Source organism: Ralstonia mannitolilytica, from assembly GCF_000954135.1.
Taxonomy (GTDB): domain Bacteria; phylum Pseudomonadota; class Gammaproteobacteria; order Burkholderiales; family Burkholderiaceae; genus Ralstonia; species Ralstonia mannitolilytica.
On the sequence record NZ_CP010799.1, the window covers coordinates 2,835,179 to 2,861,848 of the forward strand.

Annotated in this window: 26 protein-coding genes; 14 read left to right on the forward strand and 12 right to left on the reverse strand. The window is 65.4% G+C overall.

Annotation, left to right across the window (positions count from 1 at the left end; translation table 11 throughout):
• Positions 1-6: 6 nt before the first annotated feature.
• A complete protein-coding gene (locus TK49_RS13400) occupies positions 7-2,070 on the reverse strand; it encodes a sodium:solute symporter family protein (RefSeq protein ID WP_394372227.1) in 2,064 nt (687 codons plus the stop codon).
• A gap of 20 nt (positions 2,071-2,090) precedes the next feature.
• Positions 2,091-4,073 carry an acetate--CoA ligase gene (gene acs, locus TK49_RS13405; protein WP_045787143.1) on the reverse strand — a complete coding sequence of 661 codons (1,983 nt, stop codon included), beginning with the start codon at positions 4,071-4,073 and terminating at the stop codon, positions 2,091-2,093.
• A gap of 203 nt (positions 4,074-4,276) precedes the next feature.
• Here acs and TK49_RS13410 point away from each other — a divergent pair, with 203 nt between their 5' ends.
• From TK49_RS13410 to murI, 4 genes are all read left to right on the forward strand, one after another.
• On the forward strand, positions 4,277-5,233 hold the full coding sequence (locus TK49_RS13410; RefSeq protein ID WP_099050676.1) for a DMT family transporter: 957 nt from the start codon (positions 4,277-4,279) through the stop codon (positions 5,231-5,233).
• Positions 5,234-5,322: 89 nt separating this feature from the next.
• On the forward strand, positions 5,323-5,862 hold the full coding sequence (locus TK49_RS13415) for a TIGR00645 family protein (protein ID WP_045787144.1): 540 nt from the start codon (positions 5,323-5,325) through the stop codon (positions 5,860-5,862).
• A gap of 189 nt (positions 5,863-6,051) precedes the next feature.
• Complete coding sequence (locus tag TK49_RS13420) at positions 6,052-7,575, forward strand: fumarate hydratase (RefSeq protein ID WP_045787145.1); 1,524 nt, start codon at positions 6,052-6,054, stop codon at positions 7,573-7,575.
• Between the two features lie 10 nt (positions 7,576-7,585).
• Positions 7,586-8,434, forward strand: coding sequence for a glutamate racemase (gene murI / locus TK49_RS13425; protein WP_045787146.1), 849 nt, complete (start codon positions 7,586-7,588; stop codon positions 8,432-8,434).
• 40 nt (positions 8,435-8,474) lie between these two features.
• On the opposite strand, the gene TK49_RS13430 is transcribed toward murI, so the two are convergent.
• Positions 8,475-9,743, reverse strand: a complete 1,269-nt coding sequence (locus tag TK49_RS13430) for a dicarboxylate/amino acid:cation symporter (protein WP_045787147.1) — start codon at positions 9,741-9,743, stop codon at positions 8,475-8,477.
• A gap of 377 nt (positions 9,744-10,120) precedes the next feature.
• Here TK49_RS13430 and TK49_RS13435 point away from each other — a divergent pair, with 377 nt between their 5' ends.
• Complete coding sequence (locus TK49_RS13435) at positions 10,121-10,462, forward strand: DHCW motif cupin fold protein (RefSeq protein ID WP_045787148.1); 342 nt, start codon at positions 10,121-10,123, stop codon at positions 10,460-10,462.
• Here the strand turns inward: TK49_RS13435 and TK49_RS13440 are convergent, their stop codons facing one another.
• Positions 10,463-12,778, reverse strand: a complete 2,316-nt coding sequence (locus TK49_RS13440) for an AAA family ATPase (RefSeq protein WP_045787149.1) — start codon at positions 12,776-12,778, stop codon at positions 10,463-10,465.
• Positions 12,779-13,303: 525 nt separating this feature from the next.
• On the opposite strand from TK49_RS13440, the gene TK49_RS13445 reads away from it, so the two are divergent.
• The 5 genes from TK49_RS13445 (at position 13,304) to hemP (ending at position 17,736) form a co-directional block, all read left to right on the forward strand.
• On the forward strand, positions 13,304-13,963 hold the full coding sequence (locus tag TK49_RS13445; RefSeq protein WP_045787150.1) for an energy transducer TonB: 660 nt from the start codon (positions 13,304-13,306) through the stop codon (positions 13,961-13,963).
• A 45-nt stretch (positions 13,964-14,008) separates the two neighbouring features.
• Positions 14,009-14,737, forward strand: a complete 729-nt coding sequence (locus tag TK49_RS13450) for a MotA/TolQ/ExbB proton channel family protein (RefSeq protein WP_045787151.1) — start codon at positions 14,009-14,011, stop codon at positions 14,735-14,737.
• Positions 14,738-14,746: 9 nt separating this feature from the next.
• Entirely contained in the window at positions 14,747-15,160 is a 414-nt protein-coding gene (locus tag TK49_RS13455) for an ExbD/TolR family protein (RefSeq protein ID WP_045787152.1), read from the forward strand.
• A 149-nt stretch (positions 15,161-15,309) separates the two neighbouring features.
• Positions 15,310-17,322: a BCCT family transporter gene (locus tag TK49_RS13460; protein ID WP_045787153.1), complete on the forward strand. Its 2,013-nt coding sequence runs from the start codon at positions 15,310-15,312 to the stop codon at positions 17,320-17,322.
• A 153-nt stretch (positions 17,323-17,475) separates the two neighbouring features.
• Positions 17,476-17,736 carry a hemin uptake protein HemP gene (gene hemP / locus TK49_RS13465; protein ID WP_045787154.1) on the forward strand — a complete coding sequence of 87 codons (261 nt, stop codon included), beginning with the start codon at positions 17,476-17,478 and terminating at the stop codon, positions 17,734-17,736.
• 207 nt (positions 17,737-17,943) lie between these two features.
• Here the strand turns inward: hemP and TK49_RS13470 are convergent, their stop codons facing one another.
• The 5 genes from TK49_RS13470 to TK49_RS13490 all read right to left on the reverse strand — a co-directional run bounded on the left by TK49_RS13470 (position 17,944) and on the right by TK49_RS13490 (position 20,611).
• On the reverse strand, positions 17,944-18,357 hold the full coding sequence (locus TK49_RS13470; RefSeq protein ID WP_045787155.1) for a GlcG/HbpS family heme-binding protein: 414 nt from the start codon (positions 18,355-18,357) through the stop codon (positions 17,944-17,946).
• Between the two features lie 265 nt (positions 18,358-18,622).
• Positions 18,623-18,892, reverse strand: coding sequence for a hypothetical protein (locus tag TK49_RS13475; protein ID WP_045787156.1), 270 nt, complete (start codon positions 18,890-18,892; stop codon positions 18,623-18,625).
• A gap of 245 nt (positions 18,893-19,137) precedes the next feature.
• Positions 19,138-19,467 (reverse strand): hypothetical protein, encoded by a 330-nt coding sequence (locus TK49_RS13480; RefSeq protein ID WP_045787157.1) that lies wholly within the window; start codon positions 19,465-19,467, stop codon positions 19,138-19,140.
• Positions 19,468-19,615: 148 nt separating this feature from the next.
• Complete coding sequence (locus TK49_RS13485) at positions 19,616-19,855, reverse strand: hypothetical protein (RefSeq protein WP_045787158.1); 240 nt, start codon at positions 19,853-19,855, stop codon at positions 19,616-19,618.
• Between the two features lie 255 nt (positions 19,856-20,110).
• Positions 20,111-20,611: a phasin family protein gene (locus TK49_RS13490; protein ID WP_045787159.1), complete on the reverse strand. Its 501-nt coding sequence runs from the start codon at positions 20,609-20,611 to the stop codon at positions 20,111-20,113.
• Between the two features lie 190 nt (positions 20,612-20,801).
• Between TK49_RS13490 and TK49_RS13495 the strand changes: the two genes are divergently transcribed.
• The 4 genes from TK49_RS13495 to TK49_RS13510 all read left to right on the forward strand — a co-directional run bounded on the left by TK49_RS13495 (position 20,802) and on the right by TK49_RS13510 (position 23,517).
• Positions 20,802-21,215 carry a PRC-barrel domain-containing protein gene (locus tag TK49_RS13495; protein ID WP_045787160.1) on the forward strand — a complete coding sequence of 138 codons (414 nt, stop codon included), beginning with the start codon at positions 20,802-20,804 and terminating at the stop codon, positions 21,213-21,215.
• 137 nt (positions 21,216-21,352) lie between these two features.
• The gene (locus TK49_RS13500; protein WP_045787161.1) at positions 21,353-21,553 is read left to right on the forward strand and encodes a glycine zipper 2TM domain-containing protein; all 201 of its coding nucleotides are present in this window, start codon (positions 21,353-21,355) and stop codon (positions 21,551-21,553) included.
• 156 nt (positions 21,554-21,709) lie between these two features.
• Positions 21,710-22,672 (forward strand): nodulation factor ABC transporter ATP-binding protein NodI, encoded by a 963-nt coding sequence (gene nodI, locus TK49_RS13505; RefSeq protein ID WP_045787162.1) that lies wholly within the window; start codon positions 21,710-21,712, stop codon positions 22,670-22,672.
• Between the two features lie 23 nt (positions 22,673-22,695).
• Positions 22,696-23,517 carry an ABC transporter permease gene (locus tag TK49_RS13510; protein WP_045787163.1) on the forward strand — a complete coding sequence of 274 codons (822 nt, stop codon included), beginning with the start codon at positions 22,696-22,698 and terminating at the stop codon, positions 23,515-23,517.
• Between the two features lie 71 nt (positions 23,518-23,588).
• Here the strand turns inward: TK49_RS13510 and purF are convergent, their stop codons facing one another.
• From purF to TK49_RS13525, 3 genes are all read right to left on the reverse strand, one after another.
• The gene (gene purF, locus TK49_RS13515) at positions 23,589-25,121 is read right to left on the reverse strand and encodes an amidophosphoribosyltransferase (protein ID WP_045787891.1); all 1,533 of its coding nucleotides are present in this window, start codon (positions 25,119-25,121) and stop codon (positions 23,589-23,591) included.
• 96 nt (positions 25,122-25,217) lie between these two features.
• Entirely contained in the window at positions 25,218-25,715 is a 498-nt protein-coding gene (locus TK49_RS13520) for a CvpA family protein (protein ID WP_045787164.1), read from the reverse strand.
• 93 nt (positions 25,716-25,808) lie between these two features.
• Positions 25,809-26,666, reverse strand: a complete 858-nt coding sequence (locus tag TK49_RS13525) for an SPOR domain-containing protein (protein WP_045787165.1) — start codon at positions 26,664-26,666, stop codon at positions 25,809-25,811.
• Positions 26,667-26,670: the final 4 nt, after the last annotated feature.

Below are 26,670 nucleotides of genomic sequence, written 5' to 3' on the forward strand. Positions count from 1 at the left end.
CTGCGTCTACAGCGGATCGCGCAGATAGCCCACCAGCTTGTCGACCACCGGCCGGTTCGGCCGCGTCAGCAGGCTCACGACGATGGCGGCGGCAAAGCCGGCGGGCACCCCAAACGCACCCGAGGCGATCGGGTCCACACCGAACCACGGGTGGCCGAGGATGCCGGTCATGCGCGTAAAGAACGGGTAGTTGACGAAGATGTAGTACACGCTCACGGCCAGGCCGGTGAGCATGCCGGCAATCGCGCCGGCCCGATTCGTGCGCTTCCAGAACACACCCAGCACGAGCACCGGAAAGAAGCACGAAGCGGCCAGCGAGAACGCGGCACCCACCAGAAAGAGAATGTTGCCCGGCTTGAGCGACGTCACGTAGGCGGCGAGCAATGCCACGCCCAGGAGCACGACTTTCGCGCCGGTCACGCGCCTCTGGTGGCTGGCGGTGTTGTCGATCATGTGGAAGTACACATCGTGCGACAGCGCATTCGCAATCGTCAGCAGGAGGCCGTCCGCGGTGGACAGCGCGGCCGCCAGCGCGCCTGCGGCAATCAGGCCCGACAGCACATACGGCAGCCCCGCGATTTCCGGCGCGGCCAGCACGACCATGTCCGGCTGCATCATCACCTCGGCCCACTGCACGATGCCGTCGCCATTGATGTCGCGCAACGCGAAGACAGGCGGATCGACCTTGCGCCAAGGCACGACCCACTGCGGCAGATCGCCGAACGACGCCCCCACCAGATGCTGCAGCAGGTCGAGCTTCACCAGCGCCGCCAGCGCAGGCGCAGAGATGTACAGCAGCACGATGAAGAACAGCGTCCACCCGACCGAGTTGCGCGTCTCGCGCACCGACGGTGTGGTGTGAAAGCGCGTGAGTATGTGCGGCAGGCTCGCCGTTCCCACCATCAGGCAGAACACCAGCAGCACGAAGTTCAATCGCTGTGTCCCGCGCTCGGCTTCCGACGCCGATGGAAACGGCTCCGTCGATGGCGGCGGGACGCGGCTGCGTGCCAACGCCTCTTCACGCTGCTGATTCCACAGGATCGCGGCGGCCGCGGCATCTGCGGGGAATGCCTCGCGCTCGCGTTCGAGCGCCTTGATCTCGCGCAGCGGGGCGTTACGCTCGCGGGCAAGCTTCAATTCTGCGTTCAACGCTTCACGGGTGTCGTCGAACGACTGCGGCAATGCAGCGATGCGGTCTTGCAGCGCCTGGGCCTCGCCCAGGAAGTGCTCCCGCACGCCCTGCTCGGCGGCGTCGTGGACGATGCGGCGCTCTTCCTTGTCGATCTGCTGCAACAGGCGGCCGGTGGAAAGCTGCGGCACCGGGTCGTGATGCTGGTGCCAGCCCATCAGCGCGACCACGCCCAGGAACGACACGATCATGATGATGTACTGCGCCACCTGGGTCCACGTGACCGCGCGCATGCCACCCAGGAACGAGCACACCAGGATGCCCGCCAGCCCGAAGAATACGCCCACCGAAAACTCCACACCGATGAAGCGCGTGACGACCAGCCCGACCCCCTGGATCTGCGCGACGAGGTAGACGAACGAACACAGCGTCGCGCCCAGTACCGCAATGCCGCGCACCACCGGGCTGCCGCCGCGCTCGCCGTTGCCGTAGCGCGTGGCGAGGAAATCGGGGACCGTGTAGCCGCCAAACTTGCGCAGGTACGGCGCCAGCAGGAAGGCAACGAGGCAATAACCGCCCGTCCACCCCATCACATAGGCGAGCCCCTCATAGCCGGAGGCAAAGACGATGCCGGCCAGGCCGATGAACGACGCGGCGCTCATCCAGTCCGCCGCGGTGGCCATGCCGTTGAAGAAGGCGGGCACGCGTCGGCCCGCCACGTAGTATTCGGTGAGGTCTGCCGTGCGGCAGATCAGCCCGATGCACGCATAGATGGCAATCGTGACGAACAGGAACACATAGCCGAGCCACACGCCGGGTCCCCGCGCGTGTTCGATCGCCGCCATCATCAGGATGAAGACGAGCAACCCTACGGTGTAGAGCCCGTAATACAGAAACAGCCGCTTGCGAAAGCGGCTGTCGTGCTGCGAGTCGCTGGCCAAGATCGGGGCCGCGCTGCGGGTTAGCGGGCTTCCTTGAGCTGGTCGAGGATGGCCGGATTCTCCAGCGTGGACGTGTCCTGCGTGATGTCCTCGCCCTTGGCCAGCGAGCGCAGCAGTCGGCGCATGATCTTGCCCGAACGCGTCTTGGGCAGGTTGTCGCCAAAGCGGATGTCCTTCGGCTTGGCGATCGGGCCGATCTCCTTGCCCACCCAGTTGCGCAGTTCGGTGGCGATCTGCTTGGCCTCGTCGCCGGCGGGGCGCGAGCGCTTGAGCACCACGAACGCGCAGATGGCTTCACCGGTCATGTCGTCGGGGCGGCCGACCACGGCGGCCTCCGCCACCAGCGGGTTCGCCACGAGCGCCGATTCGATCTCCATCGTGCCCATGCGGTGGCCCGAGACGTTCAGCACGTCGTCGATGCGGCCCATGATGGTGAAATAGCCGGTGTCCTTGTCGCGGATCGAACCATCGCCGGCCAGATACAGCTTGCCGCCCAGCTCTTCCGGGAAGTAGCTCTTCTTGAAGCGCTCCGGGTCGCCCCAGATGGTGCGGATCATTGAAGGCCACGGACGCTTGACGACGAGGATGCCACCCTGCCCGTTCGGCACGTCGCCGCCGGTTTCATCAACGATGGCCGCCAAGATGCCGGGCAGCGGCAGCGTGCACGAGCCCGGCACCAGCGGCGTGGCGCCCGGCAGCGGCGTGATCATGTGGCCGCCGGTCTCGGTCTGCCAGAACGTATCGACGATCGGGCAGCGGCCGCCGCCGACGTTCGTGTGGTACCACATCCAGGCTTCGGGGTTGATCGGCTCGCCCACGGTGCCCAGCAGGCGCAGGCTGGAGAGGTCGTACTGCTTCGGGTGGATCGTCTCGTCGGCCTCGGCGGCCTTGATGAGCGAGCGGATCGCCGTCGGCGCGGTGTAGAACGTGTTGACCTTGTGGCGCTGGATCATGTCCCAGAAGCGGCCGGCGTTCGGATACGTCGGCACGCCTTCGAACACGACCTGCGTGGCGCCGGCTGCCAGCGGGCCGTAGGTGATGTAGGTGTGGCCCGTGACCCAGCCGATGTCGGCGGTGCACCAGAAGATGTCGTCCGGCTTGAGGTCGAACGTCCACTGCATGGTCAGCAGCGCCCACAGCAGGTAGCCGCCCGTGCTGTGCTGCACGCCCTTCGGCTTGCCGGTCGAGCCGGAGGTGTAGAGGATGAAGAGCGGATGCTCGGCGCCCACGGGCGTCACTTCGCACGTGTCGGGCTGGCCCGCCTCGACTTCATCCATCGCGCGGTCGCGCCCTTCGACCCAGTTCACGTTGCCGTTGGTGCGGCGATAGACGATCACGTGCTTGACGGCCTCAGTGCCTTCCATGGCCAGGGCTTCGTCGGCGATGGCCTTGAGCGGCAGCGCCTTGCCGCCGCGCATCTGCTCATCGGCCGTGATGAGGGCCACGGCGCCCACGTCGACGATGCGCTCCTGCAGCGACTTGGCCGAAAACCCGCCGAACACGACCGAGTGCGTCGCCCCGATGCGCGCGCACGCCTGCATGGCGACGATGCCCTCCACCGACATCGGCATGTAGATCACCACGCGGTCGCCCTTCTTGATGCCCAGGGCCTTGAGGCCGTTGGCGAAGCGACAGACGCGCGCGTGCAGCTCGCGATACGTGATGCGCGTGACCTTGGCGTCGTCGCTTTCGAAAATGATGGCGACCTTGTCGGCGTTGCCGTTTTCCAGGTTGCGCTCGAGGCAGTTGTACGAGGCGTTGAGCTCGCCGTCTTCAAACCACTTGTAGAACGGTGCGTTGGATTCATCCAGCACCTTGGTGAAGGGCTTGTGCCACAGCAGGTGCTCGTGCGCCAGGCGCGCCCAGAAGCCTTCGTAGTCGCGCTCGGCCTCGGCGCACAGGGCACGGTATGCATCCATGCCGGCGATGTTGGCCTGTTTGACAAAGGACTCGGGCGGGTTGAACACGCGCGTTTCCTGCAGGACAGATTCAATGCCAGCCATGATGTCTCCTGATAGCGATGTCTGTAATCGTTTTGCGGCGAATCTAAGCGCCGGACCTGACTCCAGCCTTACGCATTTGCGCGGCGCAAACCGATGTGAAGGCCATTACTATAATGCGTCACCCCGCGTTACGGCACCCACCGCAACGCAACATGGCCGGCCCGAAAGCCGCGTCCCGTGCCGGTTTCCACCGAACCACCATCGTGCCCATTCACGCCCTTTTTCTCATCGCTGCCATGGCATTGGTCGGCAGCAACGTCGGCTTCGGAAAATCGATCGTCGCCGTCATGCCGGTCATGCTGTTTGCGTTGCTGCGATTCCTGATCGCCATTGTCTGCATGGCGCCGTGGTACAGGCCGTCGCGCATGCGGCGCGTCACGCGCGGTGAGTGGACGAACCTCTTCCTGCAGGCGTTCTTCGGCACGTTCGGCTTTACGCTCCTGATGCTCAACGGGGTGAAGCTCACGTCGGCGCTGGCCGCGGGCATCATCACCAGCACGATTCCGGCCACGGTGGCGCTGCTGTCGTGGCTGGTGCTGCGCGAGCGGCCATCGCGGCGGACGTTCGTTTCGGTGGTGCTGGCGGTGGCCGGCGTGGCGATCCTGAACGCCTATCGTGGCGGCGAATCGTCCGCCGCCGCGCCGGCCGATGCCACGCAGGCGCTGCTGGGCAATGCGCTGGTGATGGGTGCGGTGCTGTGCGAGTCCATCTACGTGATCCTGTCGCGCCGCCTGACGCAAACGTTGCCCGCCATCGAGATCTGCGCGTACACGCACTTGATCGGCGGCCTGCTGATGCTGCCGCTCGGGCTGGTGCCGCTGCTGACGTTCGACGCGTCGAGTGTGCCGCTGCCGATCTGGGGGCTGGTGCTCTGGTATGCGCTGTCGGCCAGCATCTTCTCGTTCTGGCTGTGGATGAAGGGCATCCGCCACGTGCCGGCGCACCTGGCCGGCGTGTTCACCTCCGTGCTGCCGATTGCGGCGGCCACGTACGGCATCGTCGCGCTGGGCGAAACCCCGGGCTGGGCGCACGGTGTGGCGCTGGCATGCGTGGTGGCGGGCATCCTGATCGCAAGCTGGCCGGCACGGCCGCGCCGCCCGGTGCGGCGGCGGGTGGTCGATCCGCTGGATCCGCTCGATCCGTCGCTCGACCGCGAGTGAAGCACATCGCGAGCGTTGCCGTGTAAGCGATTTCGCCATCGCGAAACGCTACAATCGCGCGGTTTTTCGTCCAACTGCCCGCTTGCCTCATGAAGTCGCCCATTGCTCCGCTGCGCCCGATCCCGCGCCTGATCTTCTTCTCCCGCTGGCTGCAACTGCCGCTGTACCTGGGGCTGATCGTTGCCCAGGCGGCCTACGTCTATCTGTTCGTGATCGAGGTTTGGCACCTGGTCTCGCACATGAACGAGCTCGACGAAACCAAGATCATGCTCGCCGTGCTGGGGCTGATCGACGTGGTGATGATCTCCAACCTGCTGATCATGGTGATCATCGGCGGGTACGACATCTTCGTGTCCAAGCTCGGCATCGAGGGCCATGAGGATGAACCGGAGTGGCTCGACCACGTGAACGCCGGCGTGCTGAAGGTCAAGCTGTCGATGGCGCTGATCAGCATCTCGTCGATCCACCTGCTCAAGACCTTCATCGATGCACCCCAGAAGGACACCCACACGATCCTGTGGCAGGTCGTGATTCACGTGGCGTTCCTGGTCTCTGCGCTGGTGATGGCCTGGGTGGACCGCATCGTTTCGCACGCGCATCCGCACGGCGAGGCTGCCGACGCACATTGACGCCGCGCCCTTGTCGGCGCGGCGATTCCGACGAACGCGCTCGGACAATCCGTGCCCGACATTGGGTGTATGATCTCAGGCTGTTCTGAGCCTGCGGCGCCCGCCGTCCAGGTCACAGGCAGGCAGTGACGGCCACCGACCACTGCGCTGCCGCACCGGCTTTTCATTCCTATACGTTGGTCCCCCACCATGACCGTCATTCGTCAAGAAGACCTCATCCAGAGCGTTGCCGACGCGCTGCAGTACATCAGCTATTACCACCCGATGGACTACATCACTGCTCTGGGCCGCGCCTATGAGCAGGAGCAGAGCCCGGCGGCCAAGGATGCCATCGCGCAGATCCTGACCAACAGCCGCATGTGCGCCGAAGGCAAGCGCCCGATCTGCCAGGACACCGGCATCGTCACCGTGTTCCTGAAGGTCGGCATGAACGTGCGCTGGGACGGCGCCACGATGAGCCTGGAAGACATGGTCAACGAAGGCGTGCGCCGTGCGTACAACGACGTCGACAACAAGCTGCGCGCAAGCGTGCTGGCCGATCCGGCCGGCAAGCGCACCAACACGAAGGACAACACCCCGGCCGTGATCAACATGTCGATCGTGCCGGGCGACACGGTGGACGTGATCGTCGCAGCCAAGGGCGGCGGCTCCGAAGCCAAGTCGAAGTTCGTGATGCTGAATCCGTCCGACTCGATCGTCGACTGGGTGCTCAAGACCGTGCCGACCATGGGCGCCGGCTGGTGCCCGCCGGGCATGCTGGGCATCGGCATTGGCGGCACGGCTGAAAAGGCCATGCTGCTGGCCAAGGAAGCGCTGATGGAGCCGATCGACATCCAGGACCTGATCGCCCGCGGCCCGCGCAACCGCGTGGAAGAACTGCGCATCGAGCTGTACGAGAAGGTCAACGCGCTGGGCATCGGCGCGCAGGGCCTGGGCGGCCTGGCCACCGTGCTGGACGTGAAGATCCTCGACTACCCGACCCACGCAGCCAACCTGCCCGTGGCGATGATCCCGAACTGCGCCGCCACGCGTCACGCGCACTTCACGCTGGACGGCAGCGGCGTCGCCAAGCTGGAAGCGCCGGACCTGTCGCAATGGCCGAAGGTCGAGTGGGCGCCCAACACGGAAACGTCCAAGCGCGTCGACCTGAACACGCTCACGCCGGAAGAAGTCGCCTCGTGGAAGCCGGGCCAGACGCTGCTGCTCAACGGCAAGATGCTGACCGGCCGCGACGCCGCGCACAAGCGCATCGCCGACATGCTCGCCAAGGGCGAGAAGCTGCCGATCGACTTCACCAACCGCGTGATCTACTACGTCGGCCCGGTCGACCCCGTGCGCGATGAAGTCGTCGGCCCGGCAGGCCCGACCACGGCCACACGCATGGACAAGTTCACCGAGACGATGCTCGCCCAGACGGGCCTGATCGCCATGGTGGGCAAGGCCGAGCGCGGCCCGGCGGCCATCGAGGCCATCCAGAAGCACAAGTCGGCCTACCTGATGGCCGTGGGCGGCGCGGCCTACCTCGTGTCGAAGGCCATCCGCGCCGCCAAGGTGCTGGCGTTTGAAGACCTCGGCATGGAAGCCATCTACGAGTTCGACGTGAAGGACATGCCGGTCACTGTGGCCGTGGACAGCTCCGGCACGTCGGTCCACAAGACCGGCCCGGCGGAATGGCAGGCGAAGATCGGCAAGATCCCCGTCGCCGCAGCCTGATCGCTGCAACATGACCACACGCGCGCAGGCACCGGTCGGAGTCTTTGATTCCGGCCTCGGAGGGCTCTCCGTCCTGCGCGCGATTCGCGCCGAACTGCCGGCCGAATCGCTTCTCTACCTGGCGGATTCCCGCCATGCCCCGTACGGGGAAAAATCACCCGAATACATTGCCGATCGCACGCTGCGTGTGTGCGAATGGCTCGTCGATCAAGGCTGCAAGGCACTGGTGATCGCCTGCAACACCGCCACGGCGCAGGCCGTGCACGTGCTGCGCGAAAAACTCGCGGTGCCGGTGATCGGCGTCGAGCCGGGCTTGAAGCCGGCGGTTGCCACGTCGAAGAGCCGTGTGGTCGGCGTTCTGGCGACTGAAAGCACCCTGCGCAGCGAGAAATTTGCACGCCTGCTGGCCGCTGCCTCCGGCGATTGCCAAGTGCTGAGCCAACCCGGCTACGGCCTCGTCCCGCTGATTGAACGCGGCGATACCCATTCGCCGGCCGTGCTCGAGCTGCTGCAGGCTTATCTGCAACCGATGCTCGATGCGAATGCCGACACGCTGGTGCTCGGCTGCACTCACTACCCATTCCTGGAAGATGCCATCCGCGAGATTGCGGGCGACCGGCTGACATTGATCGACACAGGACATGCCGTCGCGCGCCATCTCGGCCGCACGCTGGCGGCGGCGGGCTTGCACGCGTCAGGCCAGGCTGCTTCGCCGCGCTTCATGAGCACCGGCGACGTGCTTCCGCTGCAAGCCATGGTGGCTGCATTGCTGGGAGAGGCGCCCATGGCGCAGCGCGTCGACATTGGCGATGCGCCGCTCACCCCTGCAGCGACCTCCCTCGCTTCGCAAGCTGAATAAAAAAACGCCACCTGGGTAGGTGGCGTTTTTACTTTGGGCCTTAGCCGAGTTTCGGCTGCGCGGCGACTTCGCCCTCGCCTTCTTCTTCAGCCGGTTCGTACTTCGCCACCACGGCCGTGGCCAGGCTGTTGCCGATCACGTTGGTGGCCGTGCGGCCCATGTCGAAGAACTGGTCGATGCCGATGATCAGCAGCAGACCGGCTTCCGGCAGATGGAACATCGGCAGCGTGGCCGCCACCACCACCAGTGAGGCGCGCGCCACGCCGGCCATGCCCTTGCTCGTGAGCATCAGCACGAGCAGCAGCGTGACCTGCTGCGTAAAGCTCATCTGGATGTTGTACGCCTGAGCGATGAACAGCACCGCGAACGCCTGATACATCATCGAGCCATCGAGGTTGAACGAGTAGCCCAGCGGCAGCACGAAGCTGGCCACGCGCTTGGGCACGCCAAACTTCTCCAGCGCTTCCATCGTCTTCGGATACGCCGATTCGCTGCTCGCCGTGGCAAACGCCAGCATGGTCGGCTCGCGAATCAGCCCCAGCAGGCGCCCGAGCGAACGGCCCAGCAGCACATAGCCGACGAAGAACAGGATCGCCCACAGCAGCGCCAGGCCCAGGTAGAACTCGCCGATCAGCTTGCCGTACGTCCACAGCACGCCCACGCCTTCCACCGTGATGGCAGCGGCCATGGCGGCAAACACGCCCAGCGGTGCAAACCGCATCACGTAGTCGGTAATGCGGAACATCAGCTTGGTCAGCTCTTCCAGGCCGCGGCCGATCACGGTTTCCATCGGGTTCTTCATCGTCGAGAGCGCAGCGCCGAAGAACAGTGAGAACACCAGGATCTGCAGGATCTCGTTGGTGGCCATGGCCTCCACGATACTGCGCGGGAACACGTGGGTGATGAAGGCCTTGAGCGTGAAGTCGCCGGTCTTCAGGCCCGACGTGGCAGTCACCTCCGGCAGCGGCAAGTTCATGTGCACGCCGGGCTGGAAGAAGTTGACCAGCACCATGCCCAGCGCCAGCGAGGTCGCCGAGGCGCACACAAACCAGATCATCGCGCGCAGGCCCACGCGGCCGACCGCGTTGCCGCCGCTCATGCTCGCCAGCCCAGTCACCAGCGTCGAAAACACCAGCGGCGCAATGATCATCTTGATCATGCGCAGGAAGATGTCGGTGATGATGCTGAAGTACGAAGCGATGTCCTTGGCCGCCGCGGCGTCCTTGGCGTATTCGTGGCAGCCCCAGCCCACGGCGATGCCCAGCAGCATGGCGACCCCGATGTGCGAGGTCAGACGTTTGGTGTTCAAGACTTTCTCCAAGGATGGCGCGGGCCGCACAGGCTGCGCGCAGGACGCGGATCTCATGGCGCGGCCAAGCGTTCAAGGCGGCCCACGTTCGTCACGCTTTGTAAAAAGCGACGATATTAGAGAAGCGCATGGCCATCGTTATGTCGATGTTGCATAGCACCATGCATTTTCTGCATACATTGCCGGGCGGTCATCGGCGGCGTGCTGCAACGCCGCATCAACATTGGAATGGCGGGCCGGCGTCCCCATTATTGACGGCCGCGCAATGCCGTCGGGGCGTGCCCAGAAGCCGCGCGTAGATCACCTCGATTGAGACGTGATGAGCACTCGAGCCACTGCTACCATCAAGGCCTCTCGTCACACACCGGAACATTGCGATGAAAATGGCCCCCTTCCCCTTTGGCACGACGGACTGGTCTACCGTCGAACCGACCGAACATCGCGGAGAAACCGGTCTCGCCATCTGGCGCACGCGCGACTTTGGCGACGAACGCAACCGGATTCGCGTGCGCATGGTGGAATACACACCGGGCTACCTGGCCGACCACTGGTGCAAGAAGGGGCACGTCCTGTTCTGCCTGGAGGGGGAGCTGGAAACCACGCTGCAGGACGGCCGCAAGTTCACCCTCAGACCCGGCATGAGTTACCAGGTCGGCGACGATGCCGAGGCGCACCGGTCGTCCACGAAGATCGGCGCGAAGCTGTTTATCGTCGATTGATCAGCGCTGCGTGAAGCCGATCGACCGGCGTTCGCGCAGCTCGGGCTTGATGGAGTGCTCCTGGCGCAGCTGTGCGAGGAAGGCCTCCGGCTCCAGCGCCTCGCCGAGCAGCACCGATTGCTGCTTCACCACCGCAAAATCACCGGGCGTGAGCATGTCGAGCGAGGCAAGAATCTCGCGCCACACCGGCTTGAGCGCCTCGGCCTTTCCTCCCAGCGCTTCGGCAATGAACATCTGCTCACGCTGCTGCCGCATCAGCGGCTTGAAGCGGATCTTGAAGGCAAAGCGCCGCAGCGCCGCTTCATCGATGCGATCGAACAGGTTGGTCGTGCAGATGAAGATGCCGTCAAAGCGCTCCATGCCCTGCAGCATCTCGTTGACCTCGGAGACCTCGTAGTTGCGCACGGCGGCCTGGCGGCTCTGCATGAAGCTGTCGGCCTCGTCCAGCAGCAGCAGCGCGCGCTCTTCTTCCGCCCGGGCGAACATTGCCGCAATCTGCTGCTCGGTCTCGCCCACGTACTTGCTCATCAGGTCGGACGCGCGCTTGATCATCAGCGGCACATCGAGCTCGCCGGCAATGTGTTCGGCCAGCACCGTCTTGCCGGTGCCGGGCGGCCCGTAGAAGCACAGCGTGCCGCGCTTGCGCGCCCGCAGCGCGTCAATGATGCGCTCGACCGAAAAGCGCGTCTCCAGGTTCAGATAGTCCAGCTTGTATTCGGTGACGACGCGATGCGCCTGCACGTCCGGCCGCAGCCCCATGGCCTGGTCGGCGTGATCAAGCTGGCGCAGGATCAGCGATTCTGCGGATTCCTCCATGGCCGGCTGCGTCAGGCGCGCAAAACGCGCGGCGGAATCAATCTGCGCGGGCGTGAGCGTCTTGCGCGCGGCCAGTTTCGCCATGAACGCATCCGACACATCGAGCCCTTCCAGATGCTTGCGGATAATGCTCTCGCGCACGGTCGGCGGCGGCACCTTCAGCTCCAGGTGGAACTGGAAGCGGCGCAGATACGCCGGGTCGATCTGCCGGATGGAATTCGATACCCAGATCACCGGCACGGGGTTCTGCTCGAGTGTCTGGTTGACCCACGCCTTGCCGTTGACCGAGCCGCGCGGCTCTTCGTGGCCAAACAGGCTCATCAGCTCGCGCGTGGGGCCGGGAAACACGTCTTCCACTTCGTCAAACAGCAGCACCGCGCCGGGCCGCCCGCGCAGGAACGCCTGCGACACCTGCAGGGAGCGATAGCGGTCTTTCCCGGTGAGGCTGTTGCCGTCCTTGTCCAGACAATCCACCTCGTACAGGTCGCAGCCGGCATCACGCGCGAGCACGCGCGCAAGCTCGGTCTTGCCGGTGCCGGGCGCGCCGTAGAGCAGGATGTTCACGCCAGTCGCGCGCTGTCGCGAGGCGTTCTCGAGCAATGCGGTCAGGTAGCGCGCATCGGTCTCGACATGCGGGTAATCGGCTTGCGACAGCGTGGTCGGCGGCGCGGGGCGCGTAAAGACGGCCATCATCTCCGCCTCGCTGGCGTAATCGCCCAGCAGCACATGCAGCAGGCGGTCGGAGATGCGCATCAGGTCGCCCAGATCGGTGACGCTGTTCTCCGGCAGCGGCGGCTCGATCAGACCAAGCGTCTCGAGCCGTGACCCCGGCCGCAACGACGCCGCCACTTCCGCCGTACTCGCCCCGGCAAGGCTGGCCAGCAACTGGAAGGCTTCCTGGCTGTGCGCGACCTTGCAGTCGACCATCACCGCACGCAGATCGCGCTTGTATTTCACCAGCGAGGCGAACAGCAGCAGCGCGCGCTCATGCGGCGGCAGGCCGAGCACGCGCGCCAGCATGTCGATGTTGCCGACCAGCAGCACGCGCTCGCCGGCCAGCCGCTCGCCCAGCGCCTGGCAGGAGGCGCCGAAGACCGTGAACATGTCCTTCGCGTGGTGCTTGACGTATTCATCGAGGTAGTAGAACAGCGAGCTTTCGTCGAAGGCGCTGCTCCACTGGCCGTGGCGATCCATGAAGGTGGGCAGATCCAGCTTGCCGACGGCCCGCCAGCCTGGCATGTCGGCGCAGCGGGCCGCCAGGAAGCGCTGCAGGCGGTGGATGACCGTCACCGGCCAGATCAGCTCCGGTGCACAGACGGTCAGGATGTCGTTGATGTTCGTGCGCAGGTTGAACCGCAACCCCATCGCGCAGACGGTGCGCAGCGCAAATTGCGCGCACATGGAATCGAGCGACGACAGCAGCGACGGCTGCCGCCCGCCCGTGGGGACGAACGTGCCGTCGTCATCGGCGTCGTCCATGCTGAGGTTGGCTTCGTCCATGGTCGCCCCCTTCTTCCCCGTTTGCGTCGGTCACGGTTGGCCGGTTCGCCACCGTGTTTGGATGGGTTTCATCCTAGCGCGTTTGCGCACACGGCGGAGCCCGGATCGACCCCTGTGTTTGCAAGTTGCGAGCCCGCGGCGCCATCCGGGCCGCACCGCCTGCGTGCGCGCCACCGGGCTATCAGCCGTCTGGATGTGCGCCTCACCCCACGGGCGGCGAGGAAATGATCTCAAATAGGAATCATTATCGTTTATACTCTCGCCTGTCGTTGCGATTGCGTTTGAACAGAACGTTGCCACTTATCGCAACACTGTTGCAACTTGTAGGCCTAAAATGCCTGTCATGCCGACGGCGATCCCGCCGGCTCAACGCAAGGCGCCATGGAACTGCTCCTGAGTCTGCTCATCAGCATTGGGGTTTCACTGATCGTCTTCGGCAAGCGCTGACGTTGCTGGCCGTTTTCGGCGTCCATCCCGCCACCGTCGCATCGCACCCCTTTTTCTGCTTTCGATTCCCGGTCGTTGATGATTCACCCTCGTACTCTCAAGATTCTGGTGGTCGTGCTGTTGCTGCACGCGGGCGTGCTGATGCTGATTCAGCTCGGCCTGATCCAGCCGCCGCCGCACAAGGAAGAACCGCCGGAGCTGCAGGTCAACCTCATCCCGGCCACGCCGCCGCAGCCGGTGCGCGCGCCGGAGCCGCCCAAGCCCGAGCCGGCCAAGCCGACGCCTCCGAAGCCGGTGAACATCGTCAAGCCCGTGGCGCGGCCCAAGCCCGCTCCCACGCCAGCGCCCACGCTGCCGCCATCGGACAACGCGCCCGTTGTCCCCGCCGCACCGCCCGCGCCTCCGCCGCCGCCCGCGGAAGCGGCACCGGCGCCAGCCCCGGCCCCCGCCGGCCCCATCAGCGTCGGGATCAACGACATCCAGTGCAACGATCCGCCGCTGACCTACCCCACCATGTCGCAGAAGATGGGTGAGGAAGGCCGCGCGGTGGTCAAGGTCACCATTGGGCCGGACGGCGTGGTCACCAATACGGCCGTCATCACGTCCAGCGGCTCGCCGCGCCTGGACCGCGCCGCACTGGATGCCGCGCGCAACCTGCGCTGCAGCCCGTACAAGCAGAACGGCCGCGCCATGACCGTGGTCGCCAACAAGCCGTTTGTCTTCAAGCTCGACAACTAATCCGATCCCACCGGATCTGCCTTTCGCTCATTCAGGACATTCATCATGCAGGAACTCGGTCTCTCCCACCTCTGGACACAAGGCGACGTCGTCACCCGCGCCACGGCGATTCTGCTGCTGCTCATGTCGCTCGCCTCGTGGATCGTCATCCTCACCAAGGCGTGGGACATCGTGCGCCTGAAGTCGATGGCGCAGGGCGCTGAAAAGCGCTTCTGGCACTCCGACGACTTCGACCACGCCATGCAGACGCTGGGCTCGCCCAAGGACAACCCGTTCTACGTGCTTGCGCAGACGGGCCGCGAAGCCGCTCAGCACCACCGCGCCAGCCAGCCGCAGTTGCACGACGTGATGGACATCTCCGACTGGATCACGCGTTCGCTCAAGAGCGCCATCGACGAATCGGTCGGCCAGATGCAGTCGGGCCTGGCGGTGCTCGCGTCGGTGGGCTCGACCGCGCCGTTCGTCGGCCTGTTCGGCACGGTGTGGGGCATCTATCACGCGCTGCTCGGCATTGGCGCCGTAGGCGTGCCGACCATCGACAAGGTGGCCGGCCCCGTGGGCGAATCGCTGATCATGACGGCGTTCGGCCTGGCGGTGGCGATTCCTGCGGTGCTCGGCTACAACGCGCTCACGCGCGGCAACAAGGCGATCATCGCCAAGCTGAACCGCTTTGCGCACGACCTGCACGCGTATTTCGTGACCGGCGCGCGCCTGCGTCCGGGCGCTTCGCGCGACGACGCCAGCGTGCGGCTGGCCGCGGTCAAGCAGCAGTAAGGAGTCATCATGGCCTTCGGATCCTTCGACAGCGATGACGAGGTGATGAGCGAGATCAACATGACGCCGCTGGTCGACGTCATGCTGGTGCTGCTGATCATCTTCATCATCACCATTCCCGTGATCAACCACGCGGTCAAGATCGACCTGCCGCGCGCGTCCAACAAACCCGACGATGCCAAGCCGCAAAGCGTGAATGTCGAGATCGACGCGCAGGGCCAGGTGTTCTGGAACAACCAGCCGGTCGACGAGGCCACGCTGCAGGCTGACATTGAAAAAGCCGCGCAGCAGCAGCCGCAGCCCGAGATGCACCTGCGCGCCGACCGCAACGTGCGCTACGAGCGCGTCGCCCAGGTGATGGCCTCCATCCAGCGAGGCGGCCTCGCGCGCATCGGCTTCGTGACGGAGCCGCAGCGCAACTGATTGCGCTCGCATAGCCGCACCGCATGCGACAGAACCCCCGTCCCCGCACGGGGGTTCGTCATTTCAGGGCCCGCATATTTGCAACAACACGATGCGGGCTGTACTTGTGACCCCTCCTCAGTTCGTCGACAGGATCGTTCAACGCACGCATGTCCCACGCTTCAGAATCCCCCGCCACCTCCCCACGTATCACCCTCGTCCCCCAAGTTGTCGTGCCGGCCCTCGCTGCCCTGGTGCTGCTGCTCGTGCTCTGCGCCGTTCGCCCCGAACTGGCCGACGTCGTGTTCGGCACCGCACAACGGTGGGTGACCGGACGCTTCGACTGGTTCTACACGCTGGCCGTCACGGGCTTTCTGGCCTTTCTCGTCATCGTGGCGGCGAGCCGCTTCGGCGATATCCGCCTGGGCCCCGATGAGGCCGAACCCGAATTCAGCTTCGTCTCCTGGACGGCCATGCTCTTTGCAGCGGGCATGGGCATCGGCCTGATGTACTTCGGCGTCGGCGAGCCGATGCAGCACTACCTGCAGCCGCCGAGCGCGAACCCGCAGACCGCACTCGCCGCACGCGAGGCCATGCTCACCACGTTCTTCCACTGGGGCTTTCACGCCTGGGCGATTTACGGCGTGATGGGCCTGGCACTGGCGTACTTCGCTTTCCGCTACAACCTGCCGCTGACGATGCGCTCCGGGCTGTATCCGCTCTTGCGCGAGCGCATCAACGGTGCGCTCGGCCATGGCGTGGATGCGTTCGCGCTCATCGGCACCGTCGCCGGCATTGCGACGACGCTGGGCTACGGCGTGTTGCAGCTGGGCGCGGGCCTGCACCTGGTGGGCGGCTGGCAGACCGACTCCGATACGTTCCGCGTCGTGCTGGTCTGTGGCGTCGTTGCGCTTGCCGGCGCGTCGGCGGCATCGGGGCTCGGCAACGGTGTACGCCGGCTGTCCGAACTCAACCTCGCGCTGGCGTTCCTGCTGCTGGCGTTCGTCATCATCGCCGGCCCCACGGTGTTTCTGCTGCAGGCCTTCAGCGAGAACGTCGGCGACTACCTGTCGAACCTGGTCAGCCTGTCCTTCCGCACGTTCGCGTACACGCCGCCCAATGCCAGCGATTGGTTCGGCAACTGGACGATCCAGTACTGGGCGTGGTGGATGTCGTGGTCGCCGTTCGTCGGAATGTTCATTGCGCGCATCTCGCGCGGGCGCACGGTGCGTCAGTTCGTGATTGGCGTGCTCATCGCCCCCACGCTATTCAACCTGCTGTGGATGACGGCCTTCGGCAACACCGCCATCTGGCTCGACACGCATGCGGCCATGGGCAACCTCGCGCAAACGGCCACCAATGTCGATGCGCTGCTCTTCCGCTTCTTCGACTTCTTCCCGGGCAGCACAGCGCTGTCGTGGCTGGCCATCGTGCTGATTGCGGTGTTCTTCATCACGTCGGCCGATTCGGGCGCCTTCGTGATCGACACCATCGCTTCACGCGGTGCCGCGCATTCGCCCGTGTGGCAACGGTTGTTCTGGGCGGCCGTGCTGGGTGCGACGGCTGCCATCCTGATGCTGGCCGGCGGGCTCAAGGCATTGCAGGCGATGACGCTCGTGGCCGCGCTGCCCGTGGCCATCATCATGGTGTTGCTGTGCTACGGGCTGTGGCGCGGCATGTTGGCCGACCGCGCGCACTATTCCCGCGAGCTTGGCCCGGCGACGTCGTTCTGGAGCGGCCAGCACTGGCGGCGGCGCCTCGCGCAGATGGTCCACCCCGCCACCGAGGCCGACGTCCGCGCCTTCCTCGCCGGACACGTACGGCCCGCCATGAACGACGTGGTGGATGAACTGCGCGCCCGCGGCATCGAGGCACATGTGCGCGAAGCGGAAGACAGCGTGCGCCTGGTCATTCCGGACGCATCGCACCGCGATTTCGTCTACGGCGTACGCGTCGTTGCCAAGCTGCTGCCGGCGACCACACCGCGGCAGGCGGCCGAGGCGGAAACCGCGATCGTGCACGAACCGGTGACGTTCTTCGAAGACGGCCGCGAAGGCTACGACATCGAATATCTGCGGGACAACGAGATCATCGCCGACATCCTTCGCCACTACGAGCGTTACCGCGCGCAACTGGCCGATGAGCGTACGCGCCTGCTACGCGAGGCACCGGGCCACACCTGAGCAGAACCGGGCTTCACGCCCGGTTTTCTTTTTGGCGCTGGCCGCGAGCAGCCACGTAAGAATTCGACTTGTAATGATAACGATTCTCATTTAGACTGCTCCGCATTCACTGCAGCGCCTTGCCAGCCAACGCTTTTTCATCAGGACACCGCCATGAACGCCGCTGAACACCAGGATGCAGGACGCACCGTGACGCGCCGTCGCCACGTCATCGTGGCCCGCACGCGCCAAGCCAGCGCCAACACGGCACCCGCAGCGCCGGCGGCCGCACCGGCGGCTTCCCTCGTCGGCGACACGCGTGTCATGACGTCGGAGCAGCTGTTTGCCGGCCAGAGCGCCGTCGCCATCCAGCACAACGGCGCGGTGTACACGCTGCGCGTCACGCGCTTCGGCAAGCTGATCCTGACCAAGTAGCACGCAACGACTTTTGTGGGGACGTCTCTCTCAGGAGACATTCGGCCGTAGCCAGCCATCGTCAATTCGCGTTGGCAGATTCCAGACCCATCTGCCGGACGACGCCAGCCAAGCCGTTCTTTGCCCCGGATTCCCTGCCTCAAACAAACAGGGCGCGACCTGCGCCGCGCCCTCTCTTGCCTTCGCTCGATGCGCCGCCGACGCGCGTCAGCAGATCACGTGCACAGCCGCAATACCCGCCTTGGCGATCTGTACGTCTTCGGCGGACTTCACGCCCGACACGCCAACGGCGCCGGCGCACACGCCCTCGACAAGAATCGGCACCCCGCCCTCTAGCATGCCCTGCAGATGCGGCGCCGACAGGAACGATACGCGGCCGTTGTTGATGATGTCTTCGTAGATCTTCGATTCGCGGCGGCCGAGCGCAGCCGTCTTGGCCTTCTCCGGCGCGATATACGACGAGATGACCGCACAGCCGTCCATGCGGCGCAAGCCCATGAGATGGCCGCCATCGTCCACCACTGCGATCGTCACGGCCCATTGATGCGCCCGCGCTTCCTTCTCGGCGGCATCCAGGATCTTCGTGACATCGTCCTGGCACAGGCAGGGCTTGGTTTTCATGACGTTCTCCTTGGTTGTCGTAATGCACATGCGCGACACTTCGCGCGAAGCAAAAGTATGCCACCGGCATGCGTCGGTTCCACGGCAGGATCGCGGCCTCCGACGCAACTGAGCCGATACCTGGTGTGCTTTCAGTATCGTCGCAGATGGGCCGTGCGCCAGCCCTCCTTGGGGTGGACGTTAACACGCGCCACCGCCAATGCAGATGTGCAAACAAAAAGCCCGGGTATGCCCCGGGCCTGATGTTGCATTGCAGAAGGACGCGTCACGCGCCGTCCGTAAAGGCATCGCGGCGGTCCACCCGTGCGCCCTCCGTGTACGGGTCGCGTTCGCCCACCCTGGCGCCGTCGGTGTACGGGTCTGCGCGGTTCACCTTGGCGCCATCCGTGTAGGGATCAGCACGGCTGACCTTCTGTGCGGGCCGGTATGGATCGACCGAGCCAGCGTGCGCGACTGCCGCACCTGCAGCCATGGCCAGGCCGCTTGCGACTGCGAGCAGCGTACGGGTTGCAAAGCGTTGCGTGTTGACTTGCATGAAGACTCCTTCGACGAGTACTGCAAACATGCCGTGCGCCGGCGTCCGGCACACACCTTCCGCACCGTTTTCATGCGGATGCCATATCGAGCGGACAGACGCGCCATCGGTTCTGCCCCGCGCTGCTTTGTCGCGGGGCGACGATCGTGCATCGTCCTTCCATCTCCACGCAGATGCCATGCCATCGCGCACGGCCAAAACGAAAGGCTCCCGAAGGAGCCTTTGGCCTTGCATCATCGCGCCGTTCAGCGCCAGCGCCCCCAATGGCGCCCGTCGTACCAGCGATAGTGCGGGCCCCAGCGGTACCAGCCCGCACCCACCACGACGGGAGCCGGACCGTAATAGACGGGCGCCGGCGCGTAGTACACAGGCGGCGGGGGCGGCGGCGCGTAGTAGGCCGGCGGAGGCGGCGGATAGTACACCGGAGCCGGAGCCACATACACAGGAGCCGGCGCAACCGGCACGCCAAACCCGATGCCGACGCTCACGTGCGCCGACGCCACTCCCGGCACGGCCAGCACTGCGAGTGCGGCCGCACCTGCAATCCACAGCACATTGCGTCGAATCATTTCCATCACCTGCTGCTGGTGCGCCGGGCAAGTTCCGTAGCCGGCGCGGAATACGGTATCTGTATTCTATTCAGGGCCGCGCACACAGGTGATACGGCGCCCGCGATTTGGTAACAGAACGTAACGGCGCGGGCGCTGCGGGCAGCCCTGCCGATCAGTCTAGCGCGGGGCTGCAGTCGAACTGCCCGCAGGCGATCATCGCCTCGGCATAGGCCCGCGCTGCCTCCAGCGCGATCCCGGCGCTCGGGTAGGTGTTCGACGATTCGCGCACGGTGGTTCGCGGCAACAGCACTTCGCCGCTGCTCATGTGCACGATGCTGACTTCGGCTCGCCATGCATCGGGCGAGAGTTCATACGCGGATACTTCGATTTTGCAGTCGTCTCGGAAAGTCATGTGTCCTCCGGTTCGCATTGAGGAAGCCGGGCTGTCAATGCACGAACAGCCAGATCAACAGCAACACGACCGCGGGGACACCCAAGAGCCACGCAACGAGATAGGACATGATGACCTCCTACATGTTGATGGACATGTAGGAAGTGTAGAAACAGGCGCACGGGCCGGCTGTCCAGACCCGCCCGCACCGTCTTGTAGGACAGTGCCGAAATCGATGTCGGCCCAGTGCCGACGGGTGTCGCCTGTGTTGGGCGCCTAAGGTGCAGCGCCCGTCTTGGCGACAGCGTCACTTGCGGCTTGCGAGGCCGCCCCTTCAGCGGCTTCAGCGGCCGCCACCTCGAGGCCCACCGACGCCTTCAAGAACTTCACGGCAGCCTCCGCGCCCGGGGGCACGGCATCGGCGAGGTTCTCTGCGACATGGCCCCACTGGCGGCGCACTTCATCGCCATGACGCTGCAGCGCGCGGGCGATGCCATTCTGCGTCTCCATGCCGATCTCCACCACGTTGCGGGTATAGCCGGAAACCCGTTCTCCGGCCGGCTGGAGATAGCGCGCCTGCGCGTTCCACCACTGCGCGGCATCCTGCGCACCCACGGCCTCCTGCACGCATTGCTCGGTCTCGCCCAAGCCGGCCTTGAAGGCCTGGAGGTTCAGCGCGATCAGGCGATTGACCCCACCAAAGGTCTCTTCTGTGACGGCCATCCAAGCCTCGAGCTGCGATCGTTGCAGGATGCCGAGTTGCTCCAGAGTCATCATGTCGGGTTCTCCGTCGTGAGATCGATCCATACATCCGGCAAGGGCCGGGCGTTTCAGTGTAGCCGCCTGCGATGCCGATTTCTTTGGCATCCCCCGTTTGTCCTACAGAGGTTTCGGACCGCTTCGCCTGGGTCGGACAGCCGCAGCGGCATACAGTGACAGGCGTTCTTCAACCGACCGTGGAGTCATGATGAAACGTCTCACCGCTGTCCTGCTCGCTACCGCGTTCGTTGCTGCTGCACCGCAGGTCTCTGCGCAAGTCGCGGGCCACGCGACGCTCGGGGTCTCGGTCACTGAACTGGATGCCGTCATCAAGGGCGTGAGCGTGAAGAGGCAGGTGCTCGGCAAGCCGGTCTACAACGAAGCCAACGAGAAGGTCGGCAGCGTGCGCGACCTGATCGTGACGCCAGAGAACGCGGTGTCGTTTGCGGTGGTCGGAGCGGGCGGCTTTGTCGGCCTCGGCCGCCATGACGTCGCCATCCCTGTGAACCAGTTCAAATACGACCAGGGCCGCATCGTGTTGCCGGGCGCCACCAAGGACGCCATCAAGTCGATGCCCGAATTCCAGTACGAACGCCAGGAGAAGCCCGCCAAGGCGCGCTGACATACCGGGAACTCTTGCGCACGGCGCCGTGCTCGCCACGTCGGAATCGGCTGACACGGTTTTCAGGCAACGATGGCTGCACATTCGCCCGAACGTGCCCTGCAATACAGGTACACAAACGACAGAAGGAGTTCGTCATGCGTGCCTTCGTATCCTTGATCCTGGCGGCCGCAATGGCATCCGTCAGCGGATGCGCGGACATGACGCCAAAGCAGCGCAATACGGCGCTGGGCGCGGCCGCAGGTGGTGTCGCCGGGGCGGCCATCTGGGGCGGTCCAGGCGCCACACTGGGCGGTGCTGCGCTGGGTGGCGTGATCGGTAACGCCGCCACCAAGTAACCCGCCATCCGTCGCGCCCTCGAGCGTGTGCTGCGAACTGGGGCCAGGCGATCCGCCTGGCCTTTTTGTTGCCTGAGAGTCCCCATCCCATGGTGCGCTTGCGCGTACGCATCGACACCGGCCGGCGCATAATCAGCGTTTTCCAACGGAGGCGACGTGCGATACGAGCAACCGGGTTCTGGCGTGGCCAGCACACCGATCCTGAGCGTTGATGGCTTGCGCAAGCGTTACGGCGACCAGACCGTCGTCGATGACCTCGGCTTCAGCGTCCGGCGCGGCCAGTGCTTCGGGCTGTTGGGGCCGAACGGCGCGGGCAAGACCACCTCGTTGCGCATGCTGCTCGGCATGACGATGCCCGACGCGGGCACCGTGCTCCTGTGCAACGAGCGCGTCCCGGAGTTTGCCCACCGCGCACGCATGCGCGTGGGCGTTGTCCCCCAGTTCGACAACCTGGATCCGGACTTCTCCGTCTCGGAAAACCTGCGCATTTTTGGACGCTACTTCGGGCTGTCCGGCGCCGTGATCCGCGAACGCATCCCGGCCCTGCTCGAGTTCGCGCGGCTCGAACAGAAGGCCGACGCGCCGGTGCGGGCGCTGTCGGGCGGCATGAAGCGCCGGCTGACCGTGGCACGCGCGCTCATCAATGATCCGGACATCCTCGTCATGGACGAGCCCACCACGGGGCTCGATCCACAGGCGCGGCACCTGATCTGGGAGCGGCTGCGCTCGCTGCTTGCCGCCGGCAAGACCATCCTGTTGACCACGCATTTCATGGAAGAAGCCGAGCGCCTGTGCGACGAGCTCTGCGTGATCGACAACGGCCGCAAGATCGCCCAAGGCAAGCCGCACGAGCTGATCGCCCGCGAAATCGGCTGCGATGTGGTGGAGGTCTACGGCGATGACCTCAACACCTTGCGCGCGCTGCTCGCACCGCTGGCCGAGCGTGTCGAGACCAGCGGCGAAACGCTCTTCTGTTACGCACGCGATCCGCAACCGCTAGTCGCCGCGCTGCGCACCCAGGCCGAGACGCACACGCTGCCAGGCCTGCGCTACCTGCACCGCCCTGCCAATCTCGAAGACGTCTTCCTGCGCCTGACCGGCCGCGAAATGCGTGATTGACGCCTGACCGAACGAACTTCCCCATGTCGACCGAAACCGCTCCCCGCGTCGCACAGCAGAGCGCATACCCGCAGCCGCTGCTGCCGCTGAACTTCCGCAACTGGCAGACCGTCTGGCTGCGCAACTTCATGGTCTGGCGCAAGCTGGCCATCCCGTCGATGGCGGGCAACCTTGCCGATCCGATGATCTATCTGTTCGGCCTGGGCCTGGGGCTCGGATTGCTGGTCGGGCATGTCGACGGCGTCTCGTACATTGCCTTCCTGGCGGCCGGCACGGTGGCCTCGAGCACGATGATGTCGGCCAGCTTCGAGGCGATGTATTCGGCGTTCTCGCGCATGCACGTCCAGCGCACGTGGGAGGCCATCCTGTACGCGCCCCTCACGCTCGGCGATGTGGTGCTCGGCGAGCTGATCTGGGCGGCGAGCAAGTCGGTCCTCTCTGGCCTGGCGATCATGCTGGTGGCGGGCGCACTCGGTTATGCATCGATGCCGGCGGCGCTGCTCGCGCTTCCGGTTGTCGTCCTCACGGGGTTCACCTTCGCCTGCCTGGCGATGAACATGACGGCGCTGGCGCCCAACTACGACTTCTTCATGTTCTACCAGACGCTTGTGATCACGCCGATGATGCTGCTTTCGGGCGTGTTCTTTCCGCTCTCGCAGTTGCCCGCGCCCGTGCGCGCCGTCACGAATGTCCTGCCGCTGCCGCACGCCGTCGAACTGATCCGCCCATTGATGCTCGGCCGCACGCCCGACCACATCCTCGTGCATCTGGGGGTGCTGCTCCTGTACGCCGTGGGCGCGCTGTGGCTGTGCCTGTGGCTGCTGCGCCGTCGCATGCTGAAGTGAAGCGCGCCGGCGCACGCCCAACAAAAAGCCCGTCTTCGAGACGGGCTTTTTGTTGGGCGTGCGCAGACGGCCTATTCGTTCACGGCCGAGCGCTGCAGGTGCAGTTGCGTGCGCGGATCATCGTTCTGCGCCTGGTCGCCGCGCGCCGCCGAGCTGTTGCGCGACGCTTCCAGGCGGTCGAGGTACGCCTCGTCGATGTCACCGGTCACATACTTGCCGTCAAAGCAGGACGCATCGAACTCCTTGAGCGCCGGGTTGACGTCGCGCACGGCGCGCTTCATGTCTTCCACGTCCTGGTACACGAGCTGGTCGGCACCGATGATCCTGGCGATCTCTTCGTGCGTGCGGCCATGCGCCACCAGCTCGCCGCGCGTGGGCATGTCGATTCCGTACACGTTCGGGTACTTCACGGGCGGCGCGGCCGAGGCAAAAATCACCTTCCTGGCGCCCGCATCGCGCGCCATCTGCACGATCTCGGAGGACGTGGTACCGCGCACGATGGAGTCGTCCACGATCAGCACGTTCTTGTCCTTGAACTCGATCGCCATCGCATTGAGCTTCTGGCGCACCGACTTCTTGCGCACGGCCTGGCCCGGCATGATGAACGTGCGGCCGACGTAGCGGTTCTTGAAGAAACCCTCGCGATACGGCACGCCGAGCCGGTTGGCGACCTGCATGGCAGCCGGACGCGACGAATCGGGAATCGGCATCACCACGTCGATGCGTTCGGTCACCTCGCGCTTGATCTTCTCGGCCAGGTAATCGCCCATGCGCAGGCGCGCGTCGTACACCGAGACACCGTCCATGCGGGAGTCCGGACGCGCGAGGTAGACATACTCGAAAATGCACGGCGTGAGCTGCGGGTTCTCGGCGCACTGCTTGGTGTGCAGGTTGCCTTCGAGGTCGATGAAGATCGCCTCGCCGGGCGCCACGTCGCGCTCGAACTTGAACCCGATGCCCTCCAGCGCCACCGATTCGGACGCCACCATGTACTCGATCTTGCCGTCCGGCGTCTCCTGACTGCCCAGCGCCAGCGGGCGGATGCCGAACGGGTCGCGCACAGCCAGCACGCCGTAGCCGGAAATCTCCGCGGCGATGGCGTACGAGCCGCGCACACGCCGGTGCAGCCCTGCCACGGCGGTGAAGATGGAATCGCGGTCGAGCGGAATGTCGTTGCTCGCGCGCTGCAGCTCATCGGCCAGCACGTTGAGCAGCACTTCGGAATCGGACTGCGTGTTGATGTGGCGGCGGTCGCGCCGGAACATCTCTTCGCGCAGCTGATCGGAGTTCGTCAGGTTGCCGTTGTGGGCGAGCACGATGCCGAACGGCGCATTGACGTAGAACGGCTGGGCCTCTTCTTCGCTGGAAGAACCGGCCGTCGGATAGCGCACCTGGCCGATACCGCTCGTGCCGGGCAGCCCGCGCATGTTGCGCGTGCGGAACACGTCGCGCACCATGCCGTTGGCCTTGTGCATGTAGAAGGTGCTGCCTGAGGCGGTGGCAATGCCGGCCGCGTCCTGCCCCCGGTGCTGCAGCAGCAGCAGGCTGTCATAGATCAGCTGATTGACAGGCGTGGACGAAACCACGCCAACGATACCGCACATGTCGATCTCCAGCGAGAACGTATTGGTGGCGCCCACACCCGTTGCAGGCGCCGAAAAAACCTGCCGGACGACCAGCTTGTGGCCAAGCCGCCCGAATCAATAGTGGACGTATTTCGCGACGTCCGGCGGCAACAGCGGCTTGGCCGCCTGCACCGCCTGCTCCGCATACGGCCGCGTGATGGCATCGCGCCAGAACGGCTGCTCCGGCAGGCTCGTGAAGCCCGCCACCGTCATCAGCACGAGGATGATCACCCCGCCGCGCGCCAGCCCGAAAACCATGCCCAGGCCGCGGTCTGCCGGCTTGAGCCCCGCGCTCGTGAGCACTGCCGACAGCAGCGCGCCCACCAGCGACGTCGCAATCACCGTCACGATAAACAGTAGGACGAAACCAAGCACGGTGCGTGCGACCGGCCCGCCCGGCAGCGACTCGGGCATCCACCCTGCCGCCACCCCCGAAAACGAATACGCGACCCATGCGGCAAACAACCAGCCGAGCAAGGCCAGCACCTCGCGAATCAGCCCGCGGAAGAGCCCCACCAAAGCCGACGTGACGACAATGAACAGCACGCCGTAGTCAAAGAAAGTCGGTTGCATCAGACAGCGGCCTGCATCGGCACGTACGTGGTCCGGATGGCGCAGCGGGTCATTGCGTCTGGCGAGTGCGCGCTTGGCCGCATGGCGATGGCGTTATTGCTGAACGAGTTTGGGCGTCAGGCCGATCTGTTCGGCGCGTTTTTGCGCGGCTTCGGCCGAGGCGCGGTCCTTGAACGGGCCGGCACGCAGTAGCGCCAGATCGCCCTTCTCGGGCACCTTCCTGTGTTCGATGTATCCCGGAATCTTGTCGGCCTTGAGCTTGCTGAGCCAGTTGTGGGCACGCTCCTCCGAGGCGAAGGCGCCGATCAACAGGATGAACTTGCCGTCCTTTGGATCGGCAGCGGGCGCGGCGGCCTGTTGTGCCTGCTGGGGCGGCTTCGCGGCGGGCTTGGGTTCCGGCACCGGCGTCGTGCTTGCCACGGTCTTGGGTGGCGTCGGCTTGGCGTCGGGTTGGGCCTGCGGGGCCCCGGCGTTGGTGCTGGGAGCGGGGGCATCGGTGGAGGCCACGACCTCTTCGCCCTGGTCCAGCGCCTGCGCCTGATCCTGCGTTGCGCGCGGCGTGGAGCGCCGGCTGGCGACCTTCGGCTCATCGCTCGAAGCGTTGGCGCCGCGGTCCACGGGCTGGTCCTGGATCTGCACCGCCACGGCATCCGTCACCGGACGCGGCTTGGCGTCGAACACCAGCGGCAAGACGATCACCGCTGCGCCCACCAGCACCACTGCACCGATCAGGCGGCGGCGGGCACGTTGCTTCTGCGGGAGCTGAGGGTCGAGGCCGTCATCGTCGTCATCGCGACGCGATGCCCGGCTGCGGGCCTTGGACGACGCACGGGACTCGCGGACCGCGTCACGCGCCACATCGGCGGCACTGCCGGCGGCATTCGCTGATACGCCGCGCGAGCGTTCGCCTTCAGCGTTCTTGCGGGAGGAAAAGATGGAAAGCAGTCCCATGGGG